Origin of the sequence: Ruegeria sp. HKCCD6428, assembly GCF_013110595.1 — a bacterium.
Lineage (GTDB): Bacteria > Pseudomonadota > Alphaproteobacteria > Rhodobacterales > Rhodobacteraceae > Ruegeria.
In genome coordinates this window covers 579,570-601,544 of the sequence record NZ_WVQX01000002.1, presented here as the reverse complement: position 1 = coordinate 601,544, position 21,975 = coordinate 579,570, and the positions used below count along the sequence as shown (strand labels likewise).

Genomic DNA, 21,975 nt, shown 5'->3' with positions numbered 1-21,975 from the left:
GTACATTTCTATCATTTATATGTCTATGCATAAAATGAGGTGGAAAATGGCTATCTTCGCTAATCGCGCATTATTGAGCACCGGTTGGGTTACGAACCTGCGGGTAGAAATCAGGCAAGGGCTGATAGTGTCGCTGCAACAGGGCGCGACGGCGCAAGAGGGTGACACTTGCGTCGACACTTTGCTGCCCGCATTGGCCAATCTGCACAGCCACGCATTTCAGCGCGCGATGGCAGGCATGACCGAATACCGAAAGGCCGGTCGCGACAGTTTCTGGACGTGGCGGGAACTAATGTATCGTTTCACCGCCCATCTGACGCCTGATCAGGTGCAGGCGATTGCCGCTCTGGTCTATATGGAGATGCAGGAAGCCGGTTACGCCTCGGTTGGTGAATTCCATTATCTGCATCACCAGCCAGACGGCACACCTTATGACAATCTTGCAGAGCTGTCCCAGCGGATCATGGCTGCTGCGGACGAGACGGGAATCGGGCTGACGCATCTGCCCGTACTTTATTCTTACGCAGGGGTCGGCGAGCAACCGTTGGAAGCGGGACAGCAACGATTTGGTAATGATGTGGACGGCTATCTGGCGTTGGTCGAACATGCGCATGCGGCACTGGGCGATCTGCCGGGTGACTGTCAGATAGGCATTGCCCCACATTCCTTGCGCGCGACATCACCGCAAGATCTTGCCCGGGTTCTGAACGCAAAAAAGACGGGACCTGTCCATATCCACATTGCGGAACAACCCATGGAAGTTGAGCAGGTTCACGAGGGTCTGGGCGCCCGCCCGGTGGAATGGCTGCTGAGCAATGCACCGTTAAACCATCGCTGGTGCCTCATCCACGCCACTCACATGACGGAAAAGGAGACCCGCGATATGGCTGTAACGGGCGCGGTCGCGGGGCTTTGCCCGATCACCGAAGCCAATTTGGGGGATGGCCCTTTCAATGGGGCCGTCTTTCTTGAAGCCGGTGGTCGTTTCGGGGTCGGGTCGGATTCAAACGTGTTGGTTTCGATGACAGAGGAACTGCGTACGCTGGAGTATTCCCAACGCCTGCGAGACCTGTCGCGCAATGTCCTGGTCGAAGGGGACGGTTCGGTAGGACAGACACTGTATTGCAATGCGGCTTTGGGCGGTGCGCAGGCTCTGGGTCGCGCGGCGGGCCAGATCGCAGAAGGGATGCTGGCGGATCTTGTTGCCATTGACAGCCAGGATCCGGCACTTTGTGCCCTGCGTCCTGAACAGTTGCTCGACGGGTTGGTCTTTGCCGCGAAGGACCACGTAGTGACCGATCTGTGGTCGGCCGGCCGCCATCAGGTGCGCCTGGGCCGACATATTGCTCGGGATCGGATCGTATCTGACTATCGGCGGGCCATGGCTGATCTCATGCCGAGGCTTTGAGCTTGCTGCCGCCTTTACGGGCTGACAAAAATGACCTCATAATAGCAATATGTTTGTACGTAATTGGATGAACACCACGTGACCGATCAAAAACCCCTCGGTTTTCAGGACATTCGGGACGAAGTCGTGAACCGCATTCAAACCCGTGTCTGGCCACAGGGCAGCCTGTTGCCCACCGAGATGGAACTGGCAGCCGAATTCGGCGTTGCACGGGCGACGGTCAATCGGGCGCTGCGGGAACTTGCCGAACAGGGAATTGTCACCCGCAAACGCAAGGGTGGCACGCGTGTTGTGACCACACCGGTAAAACAGGCGAAATTACCGATCACTGTCGTTCGGCAGACCATCGAAGAAATGAACGCCGAATACCGCTATGCTCTGGTCAGCCGAACACTGATCGATTGCCCCGCGTGGTTGCAGGCAAAGCTGAACATCCCGGAAGGTGCGCAGGTCGTCCATCTGCAATGTATGCACCACGCCGACAACCGTCCATTCCAGTTCGAGGAACGCTGGATCAACGTCAGCACCGTGCCTCAGGTTCTCGACGAAGATTTCCTGACCACCGGGCCGAATGAATGGCTGCTGTCCGAGGTACCGTTTTCAAACGCTGAAATTGCCTTCTCTGCGGTCCCCGCAACAGGGCATTTGCAGGAGTTTCTGGCGGTACCGCCCGGCACACCGTTGTTTCAGCTGGAACGCACGACATGGTTTCGCAGCGATCCGGTAACTTTCGTGCGCATGACTTTCCATCAGGGATACCAGATGCGCACCACGTATTGAGGCCAGAGCACCGAACAGGTTTTGACATAGAGGCAAAACCTTATCGCTTCGATCCCACCTTCCTGACTGTCGTGGCAGTCACCTTTGCCCGTTCAGCGTCCGAAGCAGCAGAGATTTGGTTCTCGTTGTTCAGCGGCCAAGGCCGAGACAATTGTACAATCGTCGGAATGGCAAATATGGCGGCAGATCGTCTCGAACCTCAGCGTGGTCAGGTCGAAACCTTTGCTGATCCGGGTTGATCCGTCATGTTTGGGAAGCCTCCCCTCAAGTTCGTATCCGAAACCGTGTGGAAGCCGGATGAAATCATATGGCGGAACATCCTCTGGGGTGGTGGACGACAAGGCGCAAAGCGGTTGCCCTTTTCGAAGGGCCAGAAACAATGGTTCAGACCAGATTGAAGTGAAATCCAAAGCGGCGCTGCTGTTGATCTTCGCCACAAGCGCCATGTCCAGCAAGTGATCATCGACCATACGCAATATATTTTCAGGCAGATCCTAGATCAGCGTGACCCCCATCCTTGGAAACAGCGAGCTGAAGGGTTCAGAGAGATACCCGGTCAGATAAGGGGCCTAAGTCGGAGTCCTTCCGACGGTTAAAGGAACTGCTTCGGGGTCGCGGAACTCGGTTGCGGTGTCACGGATTTTCTGCGCATCGTTCAGAAGGCGCCCAGCCGGTTCAACGACACGGGCACCGTACAGTGCCGGGCGCACCTCGTTGTTGAGGCGCAGGAACAGATCGATTCCCAATTCCTGTTTAAGTTTTTTGATCTGGTTGGCCAAGGGTGACATTCGCACCGTCACCCTGAGCGGTAGCCTGAACGCGGAGCAAGAGCCCGGGCCGGCCTTGGACAGCAAGGTCACCGGCCACGCGACCGTAGTCATCACCCGGAATTCGGCGACCGGAGAAGTCTCGTATTCCAGCGAACTGAGCGTTGTCGGGCGGAACGAAGCTGACCTGAACACGCCCATCCCCGGCGCAGTTTCGGCCATCCATCCGCACAATGGGTGGGTCGGCCAAAACGGCCCGGTTGTACAGGAAACGCTGGCGGATGCAGGCGCCAAGCTGAATGTGAACGCATCAGGGGGCATCGGTGTCATCGGTCAGGACGTGATCTCGAACCAGGCCGAGACCGATGTGCTGTTTTCAATTGAGAACGTCGTTGCCTCGGATGATAGCGACGTGATTGTCGTCAGCGATCTGACCAATGCGCTGAACGGCGCGGTCGGCGATGATCCGCAGAACGGTAAAGGCGGCGACGACATCCTTATCGGTTGCAATTCGGCGATTTCGGGCCGGATTAGACTTGGTGACGTCAACAAGCTGAAAATCGGTCAGGCCATACGGATTCGTTTGTCGGCTTTCGCGCAGGCCGATGCGCCCAAGGCCCGGGGTTCCCTCTTTGATATCTCAACCGACGCATTGAAAGACGAACGCACGGGCGAGAGCTTTTTCAAGACCCGGGTCAAACTGAACGATCAGCAATCCGACGAAGTGGCGGCTTTGGACTTGGTCCCCGGCATGCCCGCAGACCTGTTCGTCAACACAGGCGAACGCACGGTGATTGCATATCTGGCACAGCCTGTCAGCGAGCGTCTGGCCAGAACTTTCATCGAGTAAAGGGTTTTACAAGACTTACAGCTTTAAACTGTTGTGTATCGAGTGTTTTGGTGAGTGAGCGATGGTCTGCGCCCCTGTTCCGGGCGCGGGCCATCACTTTTATGGATCAGACCCCGTAACGGGCAAGAAACATGTCAACAGCCTGAGCAGCGACCTGATCTATTTCTTCCTGGGTGAACGTGTTCTGAATACCAAAAGCCGCCCGGGTCCAGATCCGCACTTTGCACAGTTCGGAAAACTGCTCGGCAGCGATATGTACATCATCAATGGCCAATTCGCCCTTGGCCACGGCTTTTTCCAGATACTCGGCCATCTGTCGCTGGCCGTTTTGCGGCCCTGCCTCATAGAACGCACGACCAAGCTCGGGAAACCGGTCGCGCTCGGCAACGCAGATCCTGAAAACCTGCTGCGCGAAATCCGACACAAGAAAGGCCGTCAATTGCGTCGCCGTGATCTGAAGCACTTCGCGGGCAGGCTTGGTTTCGTCGATCATCGAGATGACCCGCTCGGCCATCAGGCAGCATTCTGTCTGGGCCACTTCCATGAACAAAAGGCGCTTGTCCGGGAAATAGCTGTAAAGCGTTGCTTTTGACACGCCAGCCGCGCGGGCAATGTCATCCACACTTGCCCCTTCAAACCCATCCGCCATGAAAACCTGTCGAGCCCCGCGCAGAACCTGGTCGAATTTCCGGCCGGTGCGCAGAATGGTGGCGGTCTGGGTCATGTCTTCTCCTCGATCGATAGCCGCGCCAGTTTATAAACCGTTCGGTTTAGATACAACGATTCTCGAATATTTCAGCGAAGCGGAGGTTGCATTTGCTTTGATGCCGGGGACTTGCAGCGCGTTCAAACCGTGCTAGGACTGGGCCCATGGTCGAAATATTTCTGCGCACCCTTCCGTTTTTCGCGATTATCGGCCTGGGCTTTTGGGCGGGGCGCACGCGGTTCTTCACGGCTGAAGCCACGGCATATCTGACCAAGTTCGTCTTTTTCTTTGCGCTGTCGGCGATGCTGTTTCGCTTTGCCGCCACCCTTCCCTTTGCCGAGATTTTCAATGCCCGGCTCATCCTAGGATATCTGCTGGGAACCATGACCGTTTACGTTCTGGCGTCGGCCATCGCCTGGCTGCGCGGGCTCGACATTCCGACTGCTGCGGTCGAGGCTCAGTGCGCGGCCATCGGCAATGTCGGGTTCCTCGGGCTGCCCATGCTTTCCCTTTTGTTCTCCGAGGCTGCGATCGGGCCCGTGATGCTGGTCCTGACCGTCGATCTGGTCGTGTTCTCTTCCCTGATCGTGATCCTGATCAACGGCGGCCGTGACGGTAGATTGACTCCGACCACCTTCAAGCTGATCGGACTGGGTTTGGTCCGCAATCCCATGATCGTATCCATCTCGGCCGGTCTCATCTGGTCCTCGCTGCAATTGCCTGTTCCTGAACCTCTTGGCGATTTTCTTATCATTCTCGGTGGGGCAGCAACTCCGGGTGCATTGTTCGCCATTGGTGCATCATTGGCAGACAAGTCGGCTGAACGTGTCCAGATCGCGGCATGGTTGAGCTTCTGCAAACTGGTGATCCATCCGGCCTGCGTTGCGGTCGCTCTGTTATGGCTGATACCGATTGATACTTTTCCCGCAACTGTTGCCATCTCTGCCGCTGCTTTGCCTGTGGCGGGCAATGTTTACATGCTGGCCGCGCATTACGGCATTGCCCCGCATCGCGCGTCGGCGGCAATCCTTCTATCCACAATCGTAAGTATTCTCACCGTGCCGATGGTGATCGCCTGGGCGGGCACATTCTGACCTTCACCTTTTCGAAAAATACTCTCAACGAAGGCGCACAGACTTTACGCCGGGTCCGCGGATCGTTAGCCATGTTGCGACTCGAAAACAAGGACGGTGCCTGATGGAAACCATTTCGGAAAATGCCTGTTTCGGCGGTGTGCAGGGCGTGTACCGCCACGCTTCCTCGTCGTGCAAGTGTGACATGACTTTTGGCCTGTTTCTTCCAGCCGAGGCCAAGGACGGCCCGGTCCCGGTTCTTTGGTATTTGTCGGGATTGACCTGCACCCATGAAAACGCGATGACCAAAGCCGGGGCTCAGGCGTGGGCCGCGGAACAGGGAATTGCCGTGGTGTTTCCAGATACGTCACCGCGTGGTGACGGCGTCGCAGATCACGAAGATTACGACCTGGGTCAGGGCGCGGGGTTCTATGTGAACGCAACACAGGAACCCTGGGCACCGCATTTTCGGATGTGGGACTATGTTGCCGAAGAGCTGCCCGCCCTGCTGTGCGAAAACTTCGCCATCGACAGCGAACGCCAAGCCATTACGGGCCATTCCATGGGGGGGCACGGCGCCCTGACACTTGCCATGAACCTGCCCGGACGCTTCCGTTCGGTGTCAGCCTTTGCGCCGATCTCGAACCCGACCGGAGCGGATTGGGGCCGCAAACAGCTGAGCGCCTACCTTGGTGACGACGAAGCGCTTTGGTCAAAACACGATGCGTCCTTGTTGATGAAGAAAACCGGCTTCGACGGTCCGATCCTGATCGACACCGGTGCAAACGATCAGTTCATGGATTTTCTGCGCCCCGAAGCGTTGGCGCAAGCCATCGCCGAACGTCGCCAGCAAGCGACGTATCGCTTCCAGCCGGGTTACGATCATTCGTACTTCTTTGTGTCCACGTTTATGGAAGATCACGTCATCTTCCATGCCGAGGCACTGTACGGAGATTGAGGGATGAGCAGCTACGATTATGACCTGATCATCATAGGGTCGGGGCCTTCTGGGCGTTCTGCGGCGATTCAGGCAGGCAAACTGAAACGGCGTGTGCTGGTCATCGACCGCAAAGACCGTTTTGGTGGCGTCTCTGTCCACACCGGGACAATTCCGTCCAAGACCTTGCGCGAAACGGTTCTGAACCTGTCGGGCTGGCGCGAGCGCAGCTTTTACGGGCGTTCATACCGGGTAAAGGATCAGATCCGGGCAGAAGACTTGAAAGCCCGCCTGCATATGACCCTCGACCATGAAGTCGATGTGTTGGAGCATCAGTTCAATCGGAACCACGTCGAAACCCTCGACGGCCTGGCCAGATTTGTCGGGCCGCACGAAGTAGAGGTCGCAACCGATGCCGGGGAAACAACGCGTGTGACGGCCGCGAAGTTCCTGATCGCGACAGGTACGAAAACCTATCGACCGGATTATGTCCCGTTCAAGGGCAAAACGGTAGTGGACGGTGATGAATTTCTGGAAATGGCTGAGATTCCGCGCTCGCTGGTCGTTATCGGTGCCGGGGTCATTGGCGTGGAATATGCCACGATGTTTTCGGCCCTGGACGTGCGTGTGACGCTGATCGAACCCCGCGACACGTTTCTGGATTTCATCGACAGCCGGTTGATTCACGACTTTACCCATCAGATCCGGGAAAACGGTGTCGACCTGCGTTTGGGCTCGGCTGTCGAGAAAATTGAAGACGCCGGTGAACATGTGGAAGTGACCCTTGAAAACGGTCGCCACGTTCGCGCTGAAATGCTTCTGTTTGCGGCCGGACGCATGGGGGCGACGTCCAAACTCAATCTGGATGCCGTCGGGCTGGAAACAGACCACCGCAATCGGATCAAGGTAGACCGCAAGACATATCAAACGGCGGTGCCGCATATCTATGCCACGGGCGATGTGATCGGACATCCGTCACTGGCATCGACCTCTTTGCAGCAGGGGCGCGTGGCTGCCTGTCACGCGCTTGAAACGCCCACGCTGCCGGAAAGCCCGTGGTACCCCTATGGCATCTATTCAGTGCCCGAAATATCAACCTGCGGAATGTCGGAAGAAGAATTGCAGGAGCGCAACATCCCCTACGAAGTCGGTGTCGCGCGATTCCGCGAGACATCACGCGGGCATATCATGGGGCTGGAACACGGCATGTTGAAAATGCTGTTCTCGCTCAAGACCCGCAGGGTGCTGGGTGTCCAGATCGTTGGTGAAGGCGCGACGGAGTTGATTCATATCGCGCAGGCCGTGCTGAACCTGAAAGGTACGGTGGACTACTTCGTTCAGAACACGTTCAACTACCCGACACTTGCCGAAGCGTATAAAATCGCGGGCCTGGATGCGTTCAACCGCATGCCCATACCTGAGGAATTCAAGGTCAAAAAGAAACCGGTGGAACCGGCAAAGAAAGAGGCAAAGAAGGCGTGACGACGCTGTATGTCGATGGCGATGCCTGTCCCGTAAAAGCCGAGGCCGAACGGGTCGCCACGCGGCACAAAGTGCCGATGGCGCTGGTGTCCAATGGCGGGCTTCGTCCATCGGCCAACCCGCTGGTGCAGGTCGTTGTCGTTTCCGAAGGCGCCGATGAGGCCGACAAATGGATTGCCGAACGCTGTGGAGAAGGGGATGTCGTCATAACGTCCGACATCCCTTTGGCCGCAAAATGCGTCGAAGCGGGCGCACGCGTGCTGCGCCCGAATGGTGAAACCTTCACTGCGGCAAATATTGGCCAACAACTGGCAATGCGAGACTTGATGGCCGATCTGCGCGCGGCCAATCCGTTGGGAACCGGCGGCGGCGGGCGACCCTTCGGCAAAGCCGACCGCTCGCGGTTTCTGGACGCCTTGGAACGGGAAATACGTGCCGCCAGAAAGGGATGACCATTCCTTTTGCCGGATCAATTACTGACCCGAATACCGAAACGCCCGTTTACAAGTACCTCATTAGAACGCACCCTGTGCTTGAATTCCGATCAGGCTTTTCGAATACGGAGACTGCGTTATGAAAGTACAAGGCACCCATTATCGGTCTATTTGGTGGGACAAACCGGCAGATGAGGTCCGGATCATCGACCAACGGTGGTTGCCGCATGATTTTCGGGTCGTAACCCTGAAAACCCTTGATGAATTTGCAGCTGCGATACGGGATATGTGGGTCAGGGGCGCACCCTTGATAGGCGCGACCGCTGCGTTTGGAATTGCCGAGCAGATGTCTCGGGACAGCTCCGAAGCCTCCTTTGATGCCGCGTATGACGTTTTGCATGCAACCCGACCCACGGCAATCAACCTGCGCTGGGCATTGGACAGATGCCGAGAAGCGCTGATGCCGCTTGCTCCGGGTGATCGTGCCGAGCGCGCCTGGTCGCTGGCGCAGGAGATTGCAGACGAAGATGTCGAGATCAACGCCGCAATCGGCCGGCACGGGTTGGAACTGATCAAGGATATCGCGGCCCGAAAACCCGCCGGAGAACCGGTTCGTTTGCTGACGCATTGCAATGCGGGATGGCTGGCGACTGTGGATTGGGGCACGGCCACAAGCCCGATGTATCACGCACATGACGCGGGCATCCCCTTGCACGTCTGGGTGGATGAAACCAGACCACGCAACCAGGGAGCGCTGACATCCTGGGAATTGGGCGAACATGGCATTCCACATCGTTACATCGTGGACAATGCCGGCGGTCATTTGATGCAGCACGGCCTGGTTGATTTGGTGATTACGGGCACGGACCGAACCACGGCCCAAGGTGATGTTTGCAACAAGATCGGGACCTATCTGAAAGCTTTGGCTGCGCGGGACAACGGTGTGCCATTTTACGTCGCCCTGCCCTCCCCTACGATTGACTGGACCGTTCGCGACGGAGTCGCCGAAATCCCGATCGAAGAACGTGATTCCAGGGAAGTCACCCATGTCATGGGGGTTGATGGGCAGGGGAACATCTCGGATGTACGCGTGACGCCAGATGGCACGGAAGGTGGCAATCCTGCCTTTGATGTCACCCCAAACCGGCTGGTGACGGGGCTTATCACCGAGCGCGGCGTCAGCGAGGCGTCTGCTGACGGGCTTGCCCGGTTGTTTCCCGAACGGGCTGGTTCACACTTTGTTTAGTACAGTCTTGAATTGTGCAATCGCCCACGCGGATCATGCACCCGCTCAACTTGCTGAGAATGAATGATGATTGAAAACTGGTACAGGGCCGACGAGGCACGGAAATGGCGTGATCGGGCCGGAACAGACCCCGCGGATCAGGAACTGGGCGAACGTGTCTATACCTCGCGGCTGATCGGTCAGAACCCGGACCTCCTGATGCACGGAGGAGGCAACACGTCGGTCAAACTGGAACGCCCTGATCTGTTCGGTGATCCGCAGCGCGTTCTGCATGTCAAGGGATCTGGGTGGGATCTGGACAGCATCGAGGCACCGGGCCTGCCGGGCGTGTGGCTTGATCCTTTGATGAAACTGCGCGCATTGGACCATCTGTCAGATGCGCAGATGGTCAATGTTCAGCGCGCCAATCTGTTGGATTCGGGTTCTCCGAACCCCTCTGTGGAAACTCTGTTGCATGCATTTCTGCCGCACAAATATGTGGATCATACGCATGCGACACCCTTTCTGGTGCTCGCCAATCTGCCAAATGCCGAGGAAGTCTGCCGCGAGATTTTTGGCGACCGACTGGGCATTGTGCCCTATATCATGCCTGGCTTCGGGCTGGCCAAAAAGGCGGCCGAGGTATTTGACGAAAACCCGAATGTCGAAGGGCTTCTGCTGCTTCAGCACGGGCATTTCACGTTCGGCGCGACGGCGCAGGAAAGTTATGACCGGATCGTGGCGCATACCAACGAGGTTGCTGCCTATTTCGGAATGAAGGACCTGACGACAATTGGCCGTCGCGATCCGGCTGAGAATCTTGAGGTGTTGCCGATCCTGCGCGGGGTCATCGCCGAAGTGGCGGCCCAACGGGATGACCCGATGCCGGTTTTTGACCTCCGCAACGGGCCGGATGTCATGCAGTTTTTCGATCGTCCGGATATTGACTCATTGGCCCAGCGGGGCATGGCGTCGCCGGATCACGTGTTGCGGACAAAAGGCTGCCCGCTTGTATTGCGCGCGTCGGATTTGTCTGGGGGGCGGGCGCGGATCAAGGCAAAGGTCGAAGAGTTTGCCAAAGACTATCGGGCGTATTTTGAACGGCAGGCGCCGCAGGCCGACGAACCCAAGAAACTGCTGCCCCAAGACCCCAAACATGCCTGGATCGAGGGCGTGGGGGTCCTGGGAATGGGCCCGAACGCAAAGGCTGCCTCGGCAGCGGCGGATCTTGCGGAACAAAACCTGCGGGTTCGAACAGTGGGCGAAGACGCGGGCGGTTTTTTTCCCATCAATGAAAAAGATCGCTTTGATTGTGAATACTGGTCCTTGGAACAGGCGAAGCTGGGCAAAAGCTCACCACCTCCGCTTCAGGGCAAGATTGTGATGGTGACCGGCGGTGCAGGGGCGATAGGTTTGGCCACCGCCAAGGCCTTTGCTGACGCCGGTGCAAATGTCGTTCTGGTGGACCGGGATGAACGGGCGTTGGCCGAGGCCAAATCGACCCTTGGCACATGGCATTCGACATATGCCTGCGACGTAACCGAGAGTGGCGCCGCAGATGCCGCGATTGCGGCGGCGATACACCGGTTTGGTGGGATCGATGTAATGGTATCGAATGCCGGGTCGGCGACTTCGGGCGCTTTGCTGGATCTTGGCGACGACGAATTCCGTGCGGCTTTTGAACTGAATTTCTTCGCGCACAAGGCATTTGCGACACAGGCTGCCCGAGTGATGCAAGCTCAGGGCCGCGGCGGTCAGATCCTGTTCAATATCTCCAAACAGGCGATCAACCCGGGGCGGAACATGGGGGCTTACGGCACGCCAAAAGCCGCCACCCTGTTCCTATTGCGCCAGTTGACGCTTGAATTGGCCGAATATGGAATCCGTGTGAACGGGGTGAATGCAGACCGAATTCGGTCTGGCCTGCTGACGGATGGGTTCATTCAGGAACGCGCTGCCGCACGTGGCGTTTCCGAGGAGACCTATATGTCAGGCAACCTGCTGGGCCGCGAAGTCGAGGCGAAGCATGTCGCGAACGCCTTTGTTGCGCTGGCGCTGATGGAACGCACCACCGGTCATGTCGTTACGGTGGATGGCGGCAATACCGAGGCCGAACTTCGGTAACGCCTTTGCCCGATTGGTTCCCTGCCTGTGGCGTATCGATGTGCCTCAGGCAGGAACTGCTGTTCGGTTCTCACGGATCGGCAGGTGGACTATGGCGCTGAAGGCACCGATCGCGACCCCGATCCACCAAACCATGTTGTAGTCGCCATACTGGTCATACATGCGTCCGCCAAGCCAGACGCCCAGGAAACTGCCGATCTGGTGGCTCAAGAAGATAAAGCCATAGAGCGTTCCCATATAACGCAGACCGTATAGATGCGCGACGAGCCCCGAAGTCAGCGGCACGGTGGCCAGCCAAAGCGATCCCATCACCAGCGAGAACACGATGACCGTAAAGGGTGTGATCGGGAACACGATGAACAAAGCCGCAGCAATCGTCCGGCCCGTATAAACTGCGGCCAGAAGGTACTTTTTCGGAAAGTGGTTGCCGGCCCAACCCGCCAGTAGCGTGCCGCCGATATTGGCCAGACCGATCAAGGAAATCGACACCGCACCAAGTGCGGATGTGGAGGTGATCCCGATGGAATGCAGTACGCCTCCGGGCTGGATTGGTCCACACATCTCGGTCACGAAAGCCGGGAAATGCGCGGTGATGAAGCCCAGCTGGTATCCGCAGCTGAAAAAACCCAGAAATATCAGCGCATAGGAAGGGTCGCGGAACGCCTTGCCCAGAATCTCGCTCATGCTTTCTTGCATCTCTGCCTTCGAAACGGGCTGGGGTGCGCGCATGAAGGGCAAGGTCAGCACAAGGGCAAGAATTGCCGCGGCGAACACGACAAAAACCTGCTGCCAAGGCAGGAAAGTCAGTAGCCATTCAGCGGTCGGCGCCCCCAGAACCTGCCCAAAGCTGCCCGCAGCGGTAACGATGGCCAGCGACATGGACCGGTTTTCATCGGTGGACGCGCGTCCGACAACCGCCAGAACCACACCAAACCCGGTCCCGGCGATGCCGAAACCCACCAGCCACGCGTAAATCTGATGCTCGAACGGCGTAACGGACCACGCCGTCAGCACCATGCCAGCCGCGTAAGTGAGAGCGCCGAGGATGATGGCTCGGCGGTCGCCCACCTTTTCGGCAATCGCAGCAAAGATCGGCTGCCCGATGCCCCAGGCCAGATTCTGAATTGCAATCGCCATCGAGAAATCGGTCCGCAGCCAGCCGAACTCATCGGCTATCGGAATCTGGAATACGCCGAACGACGCACGAACAGCGAAGCTGACCGTGATGATGATACATCCGACAATCAGAATCGGATTCAACAAGCGGGCGGATTGAGACATGGGACCTCAGGCGTTACGTCCGAAGGACCGTATTACTTTTGGTGTCACCGTCAATTCAGCAGATTTGCGGTCACGGATAAACAAAATTGATGTGTCGCCAAAAATGGCTTCTTTTCAACGGCCGAGACGACGGGTAAGGCTCGGATTCATGACGGATCTTATTTCGCTTTACGAGGCCCGCATTGCGGACGGAACGCTGACACGCGACGACGCGCAAGAGGCCGTTCTGCCCCAATTCGAACGCATCCGGGCGGCGCTGTCCAAGCCGGTAAAACGAGGGCTCTTTCGCAAGGCGCCTCCTCCACCTAAAGGACTGTACCTGTGGGGCGGTGTCGGGCGTGGGAAATCCATGCTGATGGACATGTTCGTCGATACGCTGGGCAATATCCCAGCACGGCGCGTGCATTTTCACGCTTTCATGCAGGAGATTCACGCTGGAATGCACAAGGCCCGGCAACAGAATGTCGAGGATGCCCTGGCACCGGTGGCGCAGGAGGTGGTCAATTCAGTTCGCTTGCTCGCGTTTGACGAAATGCAGATCACCGACATTACGGACGCAATGATTGTCGGGCGGCTGTTTGACTTGTTGCACGAGGGCGGCGTGGTCGTGGTTACCACGTCGAACAGGCATCCCGACGATCTGTACAAGGATGGGCTGAACCGGCAGCTGTTCCTGCCCTTCATTGCCCATATCAAAGAGCAGTTGCAGGTGTGGGAATTGGTGTCGCCCACGGACTATCGGCAGAACCGGTTGGAGGGTGCCCCGGTCTATTTCACTCCGATTGGCCCAGAAGCCCGGCAGAAGATCAGAGAAGTCTGGACAGATCTTGCCGGTGGACCCGCTGATCCGCTTGTGTTGCACGTCAAAGGCCGGGCCGTTGAATTGCCCGCCTTTCGCAACGGGGTGGCGCGGGCTTCATTCTATGATCTGTGTGGCCGCATGCTTGGGCCGGGTGATTATCTTGCGATCGCCGAAGAGGTAAAGCTGCTGGTGCTTGAGGACATCCCACGCCTGTCACGCAACAATTTCAACGAGGCCAAACGTTTTGTCACCCTGATTGATGCGCTTTACGAAGCCAGGGTGCGTTTGATCTGCTCGGCTGCCGCCGAACCCGAGATGCTGTATGTCGAAGGCGAAGGAACCTTCGAATTTGAACGCACGGCATCACGCCTGCGGGAAATGCAGGATCAGGATTGGGGGCGACAGGGGCGCTGATCCGCCCGTATCGCCCGCGCCAAGACAGTGTGTCAGCCAGATCATGAGGCCGGAACGCACCTACGCGTTTTCTTGCAGAATTTTTCCAGCCAGATAGAGCGAGCCGCAGATCAGAACACGCGCCTGCGGGTCAGTGTCCGTGATCACTTTCAATGCGTCCGATACGCTGTCAGCGGTGGATGCGGGAAGGTTGACCTTGGCCGCAGCCGCAGCCGTTTCTTCCGCGCTGAGCGTTGCGGTCTCACCCGGAATGGACACGGCTGTCAGACTTGTCGCCTTTTCTGCCAGAGGTGCAAGATACCCTGTCACATCCTTGGTGTTGAGCATGCCGCAGATCATGTGCGTGGGTTTTTGCGGCAGGTTCGTCAGCACATCCGCCAACGCGATTCCGGCGGCGGCGTTGTGACCACCATCCAGCCAAATCTCGGCCTGCGGGGCCTGATCGACGAGCGGGCCGGATTTCAGACGCTGCATTCGCGCCGGCCATTCGGCCTTGGTCACGGCAGCTTCGTATGCGTCGTCGCCCATGTTCAGATGGCGCAGAACTGCCAACGCTGCGCCCGCATTCTGAATCTGATGTGCGCCCAGAAGGTTGGGCAGAGGCACATCCCGCAAACCGGTTTCGTCCTGATAAATCAAACGCCCGTTTTCTTCCTGTACGTGCCAGTGCTGACCATGAACCAACAAAGGCGCACCCAATCGGGCGGCCGTGTATTCGATGACCTCAAGCGCTTCGTCCCGTTGCGGGCCGACAATGCACGGAACGCCTGGCTTGATGATGCCCGCTTTTTCCGCCGCGATCTTGCCCAAAGTATCACCCAGGAACTGTTCATGGTCGATGGATACGGGAGTGACAACCGTGACGGCCGGGCTTTCAATCACGTTTGTGGCGTCCAGACGCCCGCCCAGCCCGACCTCGAGCAATGTGAAATCTGCCTTGGCGCGGGCAAAGGCCAACAGGGCGGCGCATGTGGTGATCTCGAAATAAGTGATGTTTTCGCCGCCATTGGCAGCGTAGCATTCATCCAGAACCGCCGTCAGCTCTGGCTCCGAGATCAGCTCTCCGGCCAATCGAATACGTTCATGAAAACGGGCCAGATGCGGCGAGGTATAGGCATGTACCGAGCGCCCCGCCCCTTCCAGCCCCGCCCTGATCATCGCCTGAGTCGAGCCCTTTCCGTTGGTCCCGGCAATATGGATGACCGGCGGCAATTTCAGCTGCGGATTGTCCAGTGCCTCCAGCAGACGCCAGACACGGTCCAAGGTCAGATCAATGATCTTGGGGTGCAGCGCCATCATCCGGTCGAGGATGGCGTCGGACGTCTTAGCCGTCATTTCTGATCTGTCTCTTCGGCGGGGGCCTCGATTGCGTCGGTTGGTTCCGGTGCAGGCAGATCGCCCTTGATCGCTGGCGGCAGATTCATCAGCATCCGCGTGATGGTAATCAGTTCATCGCGCATTTCGGTACGTCTGGTGACACGGTCCAGCATCCCGTGATCCAGCAGGTATTCGGCGCGTTGAAAGCCTTCGGGCAGTTTTTCGCGGATCGTCTGCTCGATCACGCGAGGCCCGGCAAAGCAGATCAGCGCATTGGGTTCCGAGATATGGACATCGCCCAGCATCGCATAAGACGCAGTAACGCCACCGGTTGTCGGATGAGTCAGTACCACGATATATGGCAGGTTGGCTTCTTTCAGCATCTCGACTGCCACGGTGGTGCGCGGCATCTGCATCAGGCTGAGGATACCTTCCTGCATACGGGCGCCACCGGCAGCCGGGAAAAGGATCAGCGGTCGTTTGAGTTTTACCGCCTCCTGCGCGGCGGCGATGAGCGCGTTGCCGACATACATGCCCATCGACCCGCCCATGAACGAAAAGTCCTGCGCGGCGGCCACAATGGGGGTGCGGCCGATTTCACCCAAGGCGACCAGCATGGCTTCCTTTTCGCCGGTCTTCTTCTGCGCTGCTTTCATGCGGTCGGGGTATTTCTTCTGATCGCGGAATTGCAACGGGTCGTCTTTTGGCGCGGGTACTTCAAGTTCGGTAAAGATGCCGCCGTCAAACAAGTGCTTGAACCGCTCTCGCGGTGTGATCGCCATGTGGTGGTCGCACTGTGTGCAGACATTCTGGTTTTCCGCCAGCTCGCGATGGAACAGCATCGTTCCGCATTCGTCGCATTTGTGCCAGAGGTTTTCCGGCACTTCGCGGCGTGAGAAGATCGAGTTGATCCGGGGGCGGACGTAGTTTGTGATCCAGTTCATGTCGGAACCTTGGCTTGTGCGGTGTTGACGTCAAATAGGACGCCACGGAAGGAATTGCAATCAACGCCTGAGCGCAAGTCGCGCGGCCAGCCAGCAAACGAACATCACGGCAAGGTCCACCAGAAGCCAGGGGCGAAGCTGTTCGGCGTCGGATGCATCGAACGGAAGGGTGAACAGCGCCAGCCCGTTCAGGTTGTCAGGCAACGAGATGAACAGCAACGCTATGATGTTGTTGAAAAAATGCAAGGCGATAGCTGGCCCCAATGTTCCGGCCCGTGCCGTCAGGTCCGATGTCAGCAGACCGAAAACGCAAGCCCACAGCGCAATCAGCAACGCGTTGTCGCCGGCCATGTCCGGTGTGTAATGTCCAATTGCAAACAGGATGGATGGCACCCCCATCCAGATGACAGGCGATCGAAATCTGGCTGCCAGGGTTTGCTGAATATAGCCTCTGAACAACAGCTCTTCGGCGCTGGTCTGCACCAGAACAACCAAGGCCGAAACCGGCAACAGAAGAAGCCAGGTTGACAATGGCAGGTTCTGCGACAGAGATCCGCCAAAGCCATAAGGCGGCAGCAGGAACCCGACAGCGCCCAAAATAAGCAGTGCTTTCAACACTTTGAGGAATTGGCCCGCAGCCAATCGGTACCCGCCCACGATGGACACCAAAGACCTGTGCTGAACCTGCCGGGCGGCGACTGCCACGCCCAGAATGATGAAACCGAAACTGGCCAACAGCAACAGCAGCGCGAGGGGTGAACCGCCCATCAGAAGCGTCTGCGCCCAGCTTTCCGGACTCATCCCGGCAACCACGGTAAAAAACACCATGTTCAGAACGCTGACCAGCACGGCAACCAGCAAGAGCCCCAGCAACAGGCGCCAGATTTCCGGTTTGCCGCGCGCGGTTTCGACCAGATGGTCATGAGCGGAATATGCTTTAGGCATGATTATCCGTGCTTTCCTGAATCGCCTGATCCGTAATCGTCGGGAGCAGCTCCTCGGGGTTCTGCGCCGCATTGATTCTTGTGGACAACGTAGTCAGATATCCCGCAACAGTCTGCAGCAATTGCGTAGCAACCGAAGCGTCGCTTTCGACCACGGCACGCAGTTCCTCGGCGCCGATACGCAGGAACCTGCAATCTTCGGTGGCGACCAGATCCAGTTGTCTGGGCTCTCCTGTTATGATCGAGAGATCACCGATCAGCCGCCCGGGTTCGATGATCGAGATCGGGCGTTTTTTTCCATCATCCGTGGGCCAGTCCAGCCTGGCCCGCCCTGAGACGCACAGATACGCCGCGTCCGGCGCCTGACCACGCGAGAAAATGACTTGCCCCGCTGCTGCTTCGTACCATTGCGCTGAGAACGCCAACAACCGCTGGTTGCGGCCATCCACGCCGGAAAACAACTCGGTCGCCGAAATGATCTCGAGCTTGCGGCTCAGATCGTCCGACGTGCTGACTTCTTGCGGGGATTTGGATCGTGACACACCATCGATACGGCCATCCTTGATTTCCACAAACAGATCATACGCTTCGGGATGTGCAAAGTGATCTTCCATAAATATCATAATGGAATCCGGCAACAATTCCCGCAGTTTCAGGCGGGTGCGCAACCGGCTTTCGGAATCGTGACTTGCCAGGGCCCTGTCCAGAATCAGGACGTCAGGCCGTTTGATACCCGCGCGAGAGAATGCGGCACGCTCCTGAAAGACGGTCGGCAGATTGTTCCCGCCCAGGCCTGCTGGCAAATCGTAGATGATGGCAGCTGCACGGCGTCGCAGGCCGGCTTCGTTCATGGCTTCGGCCACAACGTCTTCTATTTCGTCCGCGTGTGCACCGGCCATCAACGAAACCCGGCCGTAGATCGCATTTTCCATCACGGTCAGACGTGGCACATAGATGTCCGGCGCAACTGACATGAACATGCCGCCCATCGCATCCCGAAGCCGCTTGGCCTGACTTTTGCGGATGGCAAGAATCTTTTCCTTGTATTCTTCCGGGAAGTTTGGGCCGATCTGCTCGGCCGTCAACAGGAACGGTACCGTCAATAGCAATGCGCGCTCTTGGTCGCTCACGGCCATATCACCCTTGGCTTTGCGCCGTTCTTCGATATCCAGCAATTTGTGATACATGTCCTTGGACATGCCAAGCCTTAGGAAAAGCGGGTGATCCGCCCCGTCCCGCCCGAAGGTCTTGCTGAGCGTGTCCATGACGGCCTGAGAGATGCTGATCACGTCGTCAACCAGATCATGGGCCCTGAGCATCTGAACGAACCGTTCGTCACCCGCCAATATATCCGGAGAAATGTCCTTGGATGGCGCCGCGAACAACAGGTTTCCGCCCAGCGGAACTGCCGGGTTAAAGCGATCAGGGTCGAACCGGTACACATATCGATCAAGCCCCTTTGCTGCCAGGCGCTTGGCGATGGTCCCTCGTAAATTGACAACTTCCTGTGCCAGAACCGGGTGAATTTCCGGGTCGAACTGCGTACGCAAAGTGCGGCGGAACATGAACTCGTCGATACCCATCGCTTCCACCAGCTGGAACCACCAGTCACGTATTTCGTCGATATCGTCAAGACCGGCGAGGCCCGGGTCAATCCATTCATCGTCCAGAGAATCCGGTGAATTGCCTGCACGAACAGCTTCGATCTGCCACCGCGTCGGGGCCTTGAGCGTATCTGCTTGATGTCGTGGATGCGTGCGCAAAGGCATCATGAGGTTGTCGCCCAATGTCCCGTCAAACAGGTAAGGGCGCGAATAGGCATAGCCGATCCGGGCCGCGATGACGGCCTGATGCAGACCCCGCAGATTATGCCCGGCTATGATCACCTCACCGTGAGCCGGCAACACCTCACGAGTCAGAAGCTGTCCCAACGCACTGCGTTCCGACGCCTGTCCAGACTGAATTGCGACGCGCGCGCCGCGCGGAATGGTCAGATCGAGATCTTCGAGAACGGTTTTACCATCGCTATCGCGAACTGTCACATTTCGCAGCTCTATGTCGCCAGTCAGACGCGGAATGGTTTCAGGCTCACCCTCGAAAAGCTCTTCCGGTATCATGTTGCCCGGTGCAAATCTCTCGGTGACGATTTCCCACCGCAAAGACATGTCCTGTACCTGATTGTAATAGGTCAGCAGATCCTTCCATGGGCCGCTCAGATCCTTGTAGGCGCCTAACGCGGCAACCAGCGCACCGACGGTCACCTCACCGGTAATCGCCAGATATCCTCCCACTGAATAAAACAGGAAGGGTGTCATCTGAGTTATCAGGTTGTTGAGGAACTTCATGAAGAATTTTTTGTTGTAGATCTTGAAACGGATCTCGAACAGTTTCCCCAGCCGATGGCTGAATTGCGCAAGGCGATAGCGCCACCCTCCGTTGGTCCGCAGATCGCTGATACCCGCCGCAGTTTCGCCGATCTCCGAGCTCAGACGTCGAACTTCCTGAATGCGGTCCTTGTTCAGAAGGTTGATTTGCCGCTGAAGCTTGGGGATCAGCCAGGCCTGAAGCGGGATCAGCGCGATACTGGCAAGCCCGAACCAAACGCTTTGCATGAACAGGAAGGTGACGATCGTCATCATCTGGCCGAACTGGAAAACCGGCTGCGCGATGGCATCCCCCATCAGGCCACCCATCGGTTCGGCCTCGGACGTGATCATCGATACCAGCTCACCCTGGCTGGTGGTCGCAAAATAGGATTTCGGAAACCGCATCGACCGTTGAATCAACGTATAGCGCAGGCGCCGCAGCATGCGCTCGGCTAGGACGCCCTTCATCGTGTTGATGCGCATCTTCATGACACCACTCGCGATCACCGTCGCCAGAAATGCAACGCACAGTATCATCAGATACTGAACCTGCGTCACGGTGAAGTTCCAGATGGTTACCGTGTCACCCGGCGCGCCGATTGCGTCGTTGATGATTTGTTTGGGCAGTTCCAGCGAGGCGTAAAGAAACGGGAACGACAGGACCGTCAGCAGAAGAAGAACAAGTTGCTGTTTCTTCGAATATTTCCAAATGAAGGCAAATAAAGTGGACTCCATAACCTGGCCTTGTCATGCGCTAAACTGTTGTGTGGCTGTTCTTGGGATGACCCACTTTGCAGGAGCCAAACGGTAAGCACTGACCCGGTACATTGCAAGAATAGACCGGTTCAGTTTCAGCATGTTGCGCCTAACCAAATTATGGAGGGACCCCAACAGGAAAACACAAGGCTTCGATAGCAATTCCGTTATTGCGGCTTTGTTCATGCTGTTGTCCTTGACTAAGGCCGGGCATTATCGGACGACGTGGCCATGGGCAGGATTCTGGATCGCTATTTTCATCGCAAGATTCTGGGGCGCTGGCGTCGAGCCGCGCATCAGGCGCCGTATGCCAGCCAGGCAGATTTGCGCTTGCAACGGGATCAGGCCCGCGGCTTGCGCAGGCATCTTGATCATCTGATTCAGCAGGCGGACAGTCGCCTGATCCGGCCAACGATTGGGTCAACGCAGTTTCCCAAACCCGTCGGAACAGACTGGAGCTGCCGCCCCGACCTATGGCGTGCGCCCCTGACGCAACCGGGTGTGGCTTCGGCCCCGCGAAAGACCGTTCTGGACAGTCAGGTCAGCGTGTTCCACGACTGCCCGCTTTCTGAAATTGCCGTTCGGCAAGTCCGGAACAGAGGGGACAGAGATCTGGCTCCGTTCAGTCTCGTGATCGAGGTTTTCAGCTTTGGGGGGTCCTTCCTGTCCGTTTCGGTTGAATTGCCTGAGGATGCTGCAATTCATCTAACGCGCGAGCATCTTGTGAGGCTGGAAACCCTGATCGAGTGTGAAAAGCCATCGGGCGTTTTCGCGCGCCTCAACATTCAGCACGGGCCCAATATGGAACAGGTGTTGCGAAGCCTTGATCCCAGCGAGGTATCAAAGGCCGTGGATTTTGATCTGGCGCATCTCCCCCTGAATGAGCGCAGGATCGAAAAAATCTGGCTGGATCTGATTTTTGAAACGCCCGAGATGAATCGCATGGTGGTGCGGGATCTTACGTTTTGCCGTTTTCATCGTGCCGATTTGTGAGAAGATCAGTCATGACGCAGACCAAGCTAACCTTCATACGGTTCGAAAACGGAATCTGGCAAGGCCACATTCAAGCCAGCAGTACGCCTAACCCCGAGGTAAGCTATCAGGGCGAAACCCTGAGCGATGTTGACCTGTCGCCCGCAGAAGACGGATGGGACTTGCGCATACAGGTGCCTGTTGCAGCCCTATCCGAAGGCGTGCACACGTTCGTCGTTGCAGATGCAGCCACAACCGAAAAACTGGGAAGCTTCACGGTGATTGCCGGTGAGCCCGCCGCAGATGATCTAAGGGCCGAAATTGATTTGCTGCGGGCTGAACTGGATATGCTGAAACGCGCTTTCCGCCGGATTTGCCGAGACGACCCCTAAT

Annotated in this window: 20 protein-coding genes; 12 read left to right on the top strand and 8 right to left on the bottom strand. The window is 57.4% G+C overall.

Going from position 1 to position 21,975, the window contains the following annotated elements; all coding sequences use genetic code 11:
• Window positions 1-46 precede the first annotated feature (46 nt).
• Window positions 47-1,408, top strand: coding sequence for a formimidoylglutamate deiminase (locus tag GS620_RS08145; RefSeq protein WP_171615128.1), 1,362 nt, complete (start codon window positions 47-49; stop codon window positions 1,406-1,408).
• A gap of 78 nt (window positions 1,409-1,486) precedes the next feature.
• Window positions 1,487-2,188, top strand: a complete 702-nt coding sequence (locus GS620_RS08140) for a GntR family transcriptional regulator (RefSeq protein ID WP_152460215.1) — start codon at window positions 1,487-1,489, stop codon at window positions 2,186-2,188.
• Window positions 2,189-2,280: 92 nt separating this feature from the next.
• Here the strand turns inward: GS620_RS08140 and GS620_RS08135 are convergent, their stop codons facing one another.
• Window positions 2,281-2,664, bottom strand: coding sequence for a LysR substrate-binding domain-containing protein (locus GS620_RS08135; protein WP_171615126.1), 384 nt, complete (start codon window positions 2,662-2,664; stop codon window positions 2,281-2,283).
• A gap of 93 nt (window positions 2,665-2,757) precedes the next feature.
• On the bottom strand, window positions 2,758-2,976 hold the full coding sequence (locus tag GS620_RS08130; protein ID WP_171615124.1) for a hypothetical protein: 219 nt from the start codon (window positions 2,974-2,976) through the stop codon (window positions 2,758-2,760).
• Window positions 2,977-3,031: 55 nt separating this feature from the next.
• Between GS620_RS08130 and GS620_RS08125 the strand changes: the two genes are divergently transcribed.
• Window positions 3,032-3,805 (top strand): hypothetical protein, encoded by a 774-nt coding sequence (locus tag GS620_RS08125; RefSeq protein ID WP_171615122.1) that lies wholly within the window; start codon window positions 3,032-3,034, stop codon window positions 3,803-3,805.
• A gap of 106 nt (window positions 3,806-3,911) precedes the next feature.
• On the opposite strand, the gene GS620_RS08120 is transcribed toward GS620_RS08125, so the two are convergent.
• On the bottom strand, window positions 3,912-4,529 hold the full coding sequence (locus GS620_RS08120; protein ID WP_171119180.1) for a TetR/AcrR family transcriptional regulator: 618 nt from the start codon (window positions 4,527-4,529) through the stop codon (window positions 3,912-3,914).
• Between the two features lie 146 nt (window positions 4,530-4,675).
• Here GS620_RS08120 and GS620_RS08115 point away from each other — a divergent pair, with 146 nt between their 5' ends.
• From GS620_RS08115 to GS620_RS08090, 6 genes are all read left to right on the top strand, one after another.
• Window positions 4,676-5,605, top strand: coding sequence for an AEC family transporter (locus GS620_RS08115; RefSeq protein WP_171119178.1), 930 nt, complete (start codon window positions 4,676-4,678; stop codon window positions 5,603-5,605).
• Window positions 5,606-5,708: 103 nt separating this feature from the next.
• Window positions 5,709-6,542 carry an S-formylglutathione hydrolase gene (gene fghA / locus GS620_RS08110; protein WP_171119176.1) on the top strand — a complete coding sequence of 278 codons (834 nt, stop codon included), beginning with the start codon at window positions 5,709-5,711 and terminating at the stop codon, window positions 6,540-6,542.
• Window positions 6,543-6,545: 3 nt separating this feature from the next.
• Window positions 6,546-8,003 carry a Si-specific NAD(P)(+) transhydrogenase gene (gene sthA, locus GS620_RS08105; protein ID WP_171615120.1) on the top strand — a complete coding sequence of 486 codons (1,458 nt, stop codon included), beginning with the start codon at window positions 6,546-6,548 and terminating at the stop codon, window positions 8,001-8,003.
• The gene (locus tag GS620_RS08100; protein WP_171615118.1) at window positions 8,000-8,455 is read left to right on the top strand and encodes a YaiI/YqxD family protein; all 456 of its coding nucleotides are present in this window, start codon (window positions 8,000-8,002) and stop codon (window positions 8,453-8,455) included. The genes sthA and GS620_RS08100 overlap by 4 nt, the downstream gene beginning before the upstream one ends.
• A gap of 121 nt (window positions 8,456-8,576) precedes the next feature.
• Complete coding sequence (mtnA, locus tag GS620_RS08095; RefSeq protein ID WP_171615116.1) at window positions 8,577-9,683, top strand: S-methyl-5-thioribose-1-phosphate isomerase; 1,107 nt, start codon at window positions 8,577-8,579, stop codon at window positions 9,681-9,683.
• 63 nt (window positions 9,684-9,746) lie between these two features.
• A complete protein-coding gene (locus GS620_RS08090) occupies window positions 9,747-11,786 on the top strand; it encodes a bifunctional aldolase/short-chain dehydrogenase (protein WP_216597842.1) in 2,040 nt (679 codons plus the stop codon).
• 45 nt (window positions 11,787-11,831) lie between these two features.
• Here the strand turns inward: GS620_RS08090 and GS620_RS08085 are convergent, their stop codons facing one another.
• The gene (locus tag GS620_RS08085; RefSeq protein ID WP_171615114.1) at window positions 11,832-13,067 is read right to left on the bottom strand and encodes an MFS transporter; all 1,236 of its coding nucleotides are present in this window, start codon (window positions 13,065-13,067) and stop codon (window positions 11,832-11,834) included.
• Between the two features lie 148 nt (window positions 13,068-13,215).
• Between GS620_RS08085 and zapE the strand changes: the two genes are divergently transcribed.
• Window positions 13,216-14,283 (top strand): cell division protein ZapE, encoded by a 1,068-nt coding sequence (zapE, locus tag GS620_RS08080; RefSeq protein WP_171205077.1) that lies wholly within the window; start codon window positions 13,216-13,218, stop codon window positions 14,281-14,283.
• Between the two features lie 60 nt (window positions 14,284-14,343).
• On the opposite strand, the gene GS620_RS08075 is transcribed toward zapE, so the two are convergent.
• The 4 genes from GS620_RS08075 to GS620_RS08060 are packed head-to-tail and all read right to left on the bottom strand — an operon-like array spanning window position 14,344 to window position 20,589.
• Window positions 14,344-15,618 carry a folylpolyglutamate synthase/dihydrofolate synthase family protein gene (locus GS620_RS08075; protein ID WP_171615112.1) on the bottom strand — a complete coding sequence of 425 codons (1,275 nt, stop codon included), beginning with the start codon at window positions 15,616-15,618 and terminating at the stop codon, window positions 14,344-14,346.
• Complete coding sequence (accD, locus tag GS620_RS08070) at window positions 15,615-16,544, bottom strand: acetyl-CoA carboxylase, carboxyltransferase subunit beta (RefSeq protein ID WP_171615110.1); 930 nt, start codon at window positions 16,542-16,544, stop codon at window positions 15,615-15,617. The genes GS620_RS08075 and accD overlap by 4 nt, the downstream gene beginning before the upstream one ends.
• Before the next feature lie 60 nt (window positions 16,545-16,604).
• Window positions 16,605-17,489 (bottom strand): CPBP family intramembrane glutamic endopeptidase, encoded by an 885-nt coding sequence (locus tag GS620_RS08065; protein WP_171615108.1) that lies wholly within the window; start codon window positions 17,487-17,489, stop codon window positions 16,605-16,607.
• Entirely contained in the window at window positions 17,482-20,589 is a 3,108-nt protein-coding gene (locus tag GS620_RS08060; protein ID WP_171615106.1) for an ABC transporter transmembrane domain-containing protein, read from the bottom strand. The genes GS620_RS08065 and GS620_RS08060 overlap by 8 nt, the downstream gene beginning before the upstream one ends.
• 252 nt (window positions 20,590-20,841) lie before the next feature.
• Here GS620_RS08060 and GS620_RS08055 point away from each other — a divergent pair, with 252 nt between their 5' ends.
• Together GS620_RS08055 and GS620_RS08050 are read left to right on the top strand one after the other, a co-directional pair.
• Complete coding sequence (locus tag GS620_RS08055; protein ID WP_171615104.1) at window positions 20,842-21,603, top strand: DUF6478 family protein; 762 nt, start codon at window positions 20,842-20,844, stop codon at window positions 21,601-21,603.
• Window positions 21,604-21,614: 11 nt separating this feature from the next.
• On the top strand, window positions 21,615-21,974 hold the full coding sequence (locus tag GS620_RS08050; RefSeq protein WP_152460198.1) for a hypothetical protein: 360 nt from the start codon (window positions 21,615-21,617) through the stop codon (window positions 21,972-21,974).
• Window position 21,975: the final 1 nt, after the last annotated feature.

Coding starts and splice junctions, on each gene's coding strand:
- GS620_RS08115 (WP_171119178.1), top strand. CDS start 4,676: ATGGTCGAAATATTTCTGCGCACCCTTCCGTTTTTCGCGATTATCGGC.
- fghA (WP_171119176.1), top strand. CDS start 5,709: ATGGAAACCATTTCGGAAAATGCCTGTTTCGGCGGTGTGCAGGGCGTG.
- GS620_RS08065 (WP_171615108.1), bottom strand. CDS start 17,489: ATGCCTAAAGCATATTCCGCTCATGACCATCTGGTCGAAACCGCGCGC.
- GS620_RS08085 (WP_171615114.1), bottom strand. CDS start 13,067: ATGTCTCAATCCGCCCGCTTGTTGAATCCGATTCTGATTGTCGGATGT.
- GS620_RS08055 (WP_171615104.1), top strand. CDS start 20,842: ATGGGCAGGATTCTGGATCGCTATTTTCATCGCAAGATTCTGGGGCGC.
- accD (WP_171615110.1), bottom strand. CDS start 16,544: ATGAACTGGATCACAAACTACGTCCGCCCCCGGATCAACTCGATCTTC.
- GS620_RS08075 (WP_171615112.1), bottom strand. CDS start 15,618: ATGACGGCTAAGACGTCCGACGCCATCCTCGACCGGATGATGGCGCTG.
- GS620_RS08090 (WP_216597842.1), top strand. CDS start 9,747: ATGATGATTGAAAACTGGTACAGGGCCGACGAGGCACGGAAATGGCGT.
- mtnA (WP_171615116.1), top strand. CDS start 8,577: ATGAAAGTACAAGGCACCCATTATCGGTCTATTTGGTGGGACAAACCG.
- sthA (WP_171615120.1), top strand. CDS start 6,546: ATGAGCAGCTACGATTATGACCTGATCATCATAGGGTCGGGGCCTTCT.
- GS620_RS08145 (WP_171615128.1), top strand. CDS start 47: ATGGCTATCTTCGCTAATCGCGCATTATTGAGCACCGGTTGGGTTACG.
- GS620_RS08120 (WP_171119180.1), bottom strand. CDS start 4,529: ATGACCCAGACCGCCACCATTCTGCGCACCGGCCGGAAATTCGACCAG.
- zapE (WP_171205077.1), top strand. CDS start 13,216: ATGACGGATCTTATTTCGCTTTACGAGGCCCGCATTGCGGACGGAACG.
- GS620_RS08050 (WP_152460198.1), top strand. CDS start 21,615: ATGACGCAGACCAAGCTAACCTTCATACGGTTCGAAAACGGAATCTGG.
- GS620_RS08130 (WP_171615124.1), bottom strand. CDS start 2,976: ATGTCACCCTTGGCCAACCAGATCAAAAAACTTAAACAGGAATTGGGA.
- GS620_RS08060 (WP_171615106.1), bottom strand. CDS start 20,589: ATGGAGTCCACTTTATTTGCCTTCATTTGGAAATATTCGAAGAAACAG.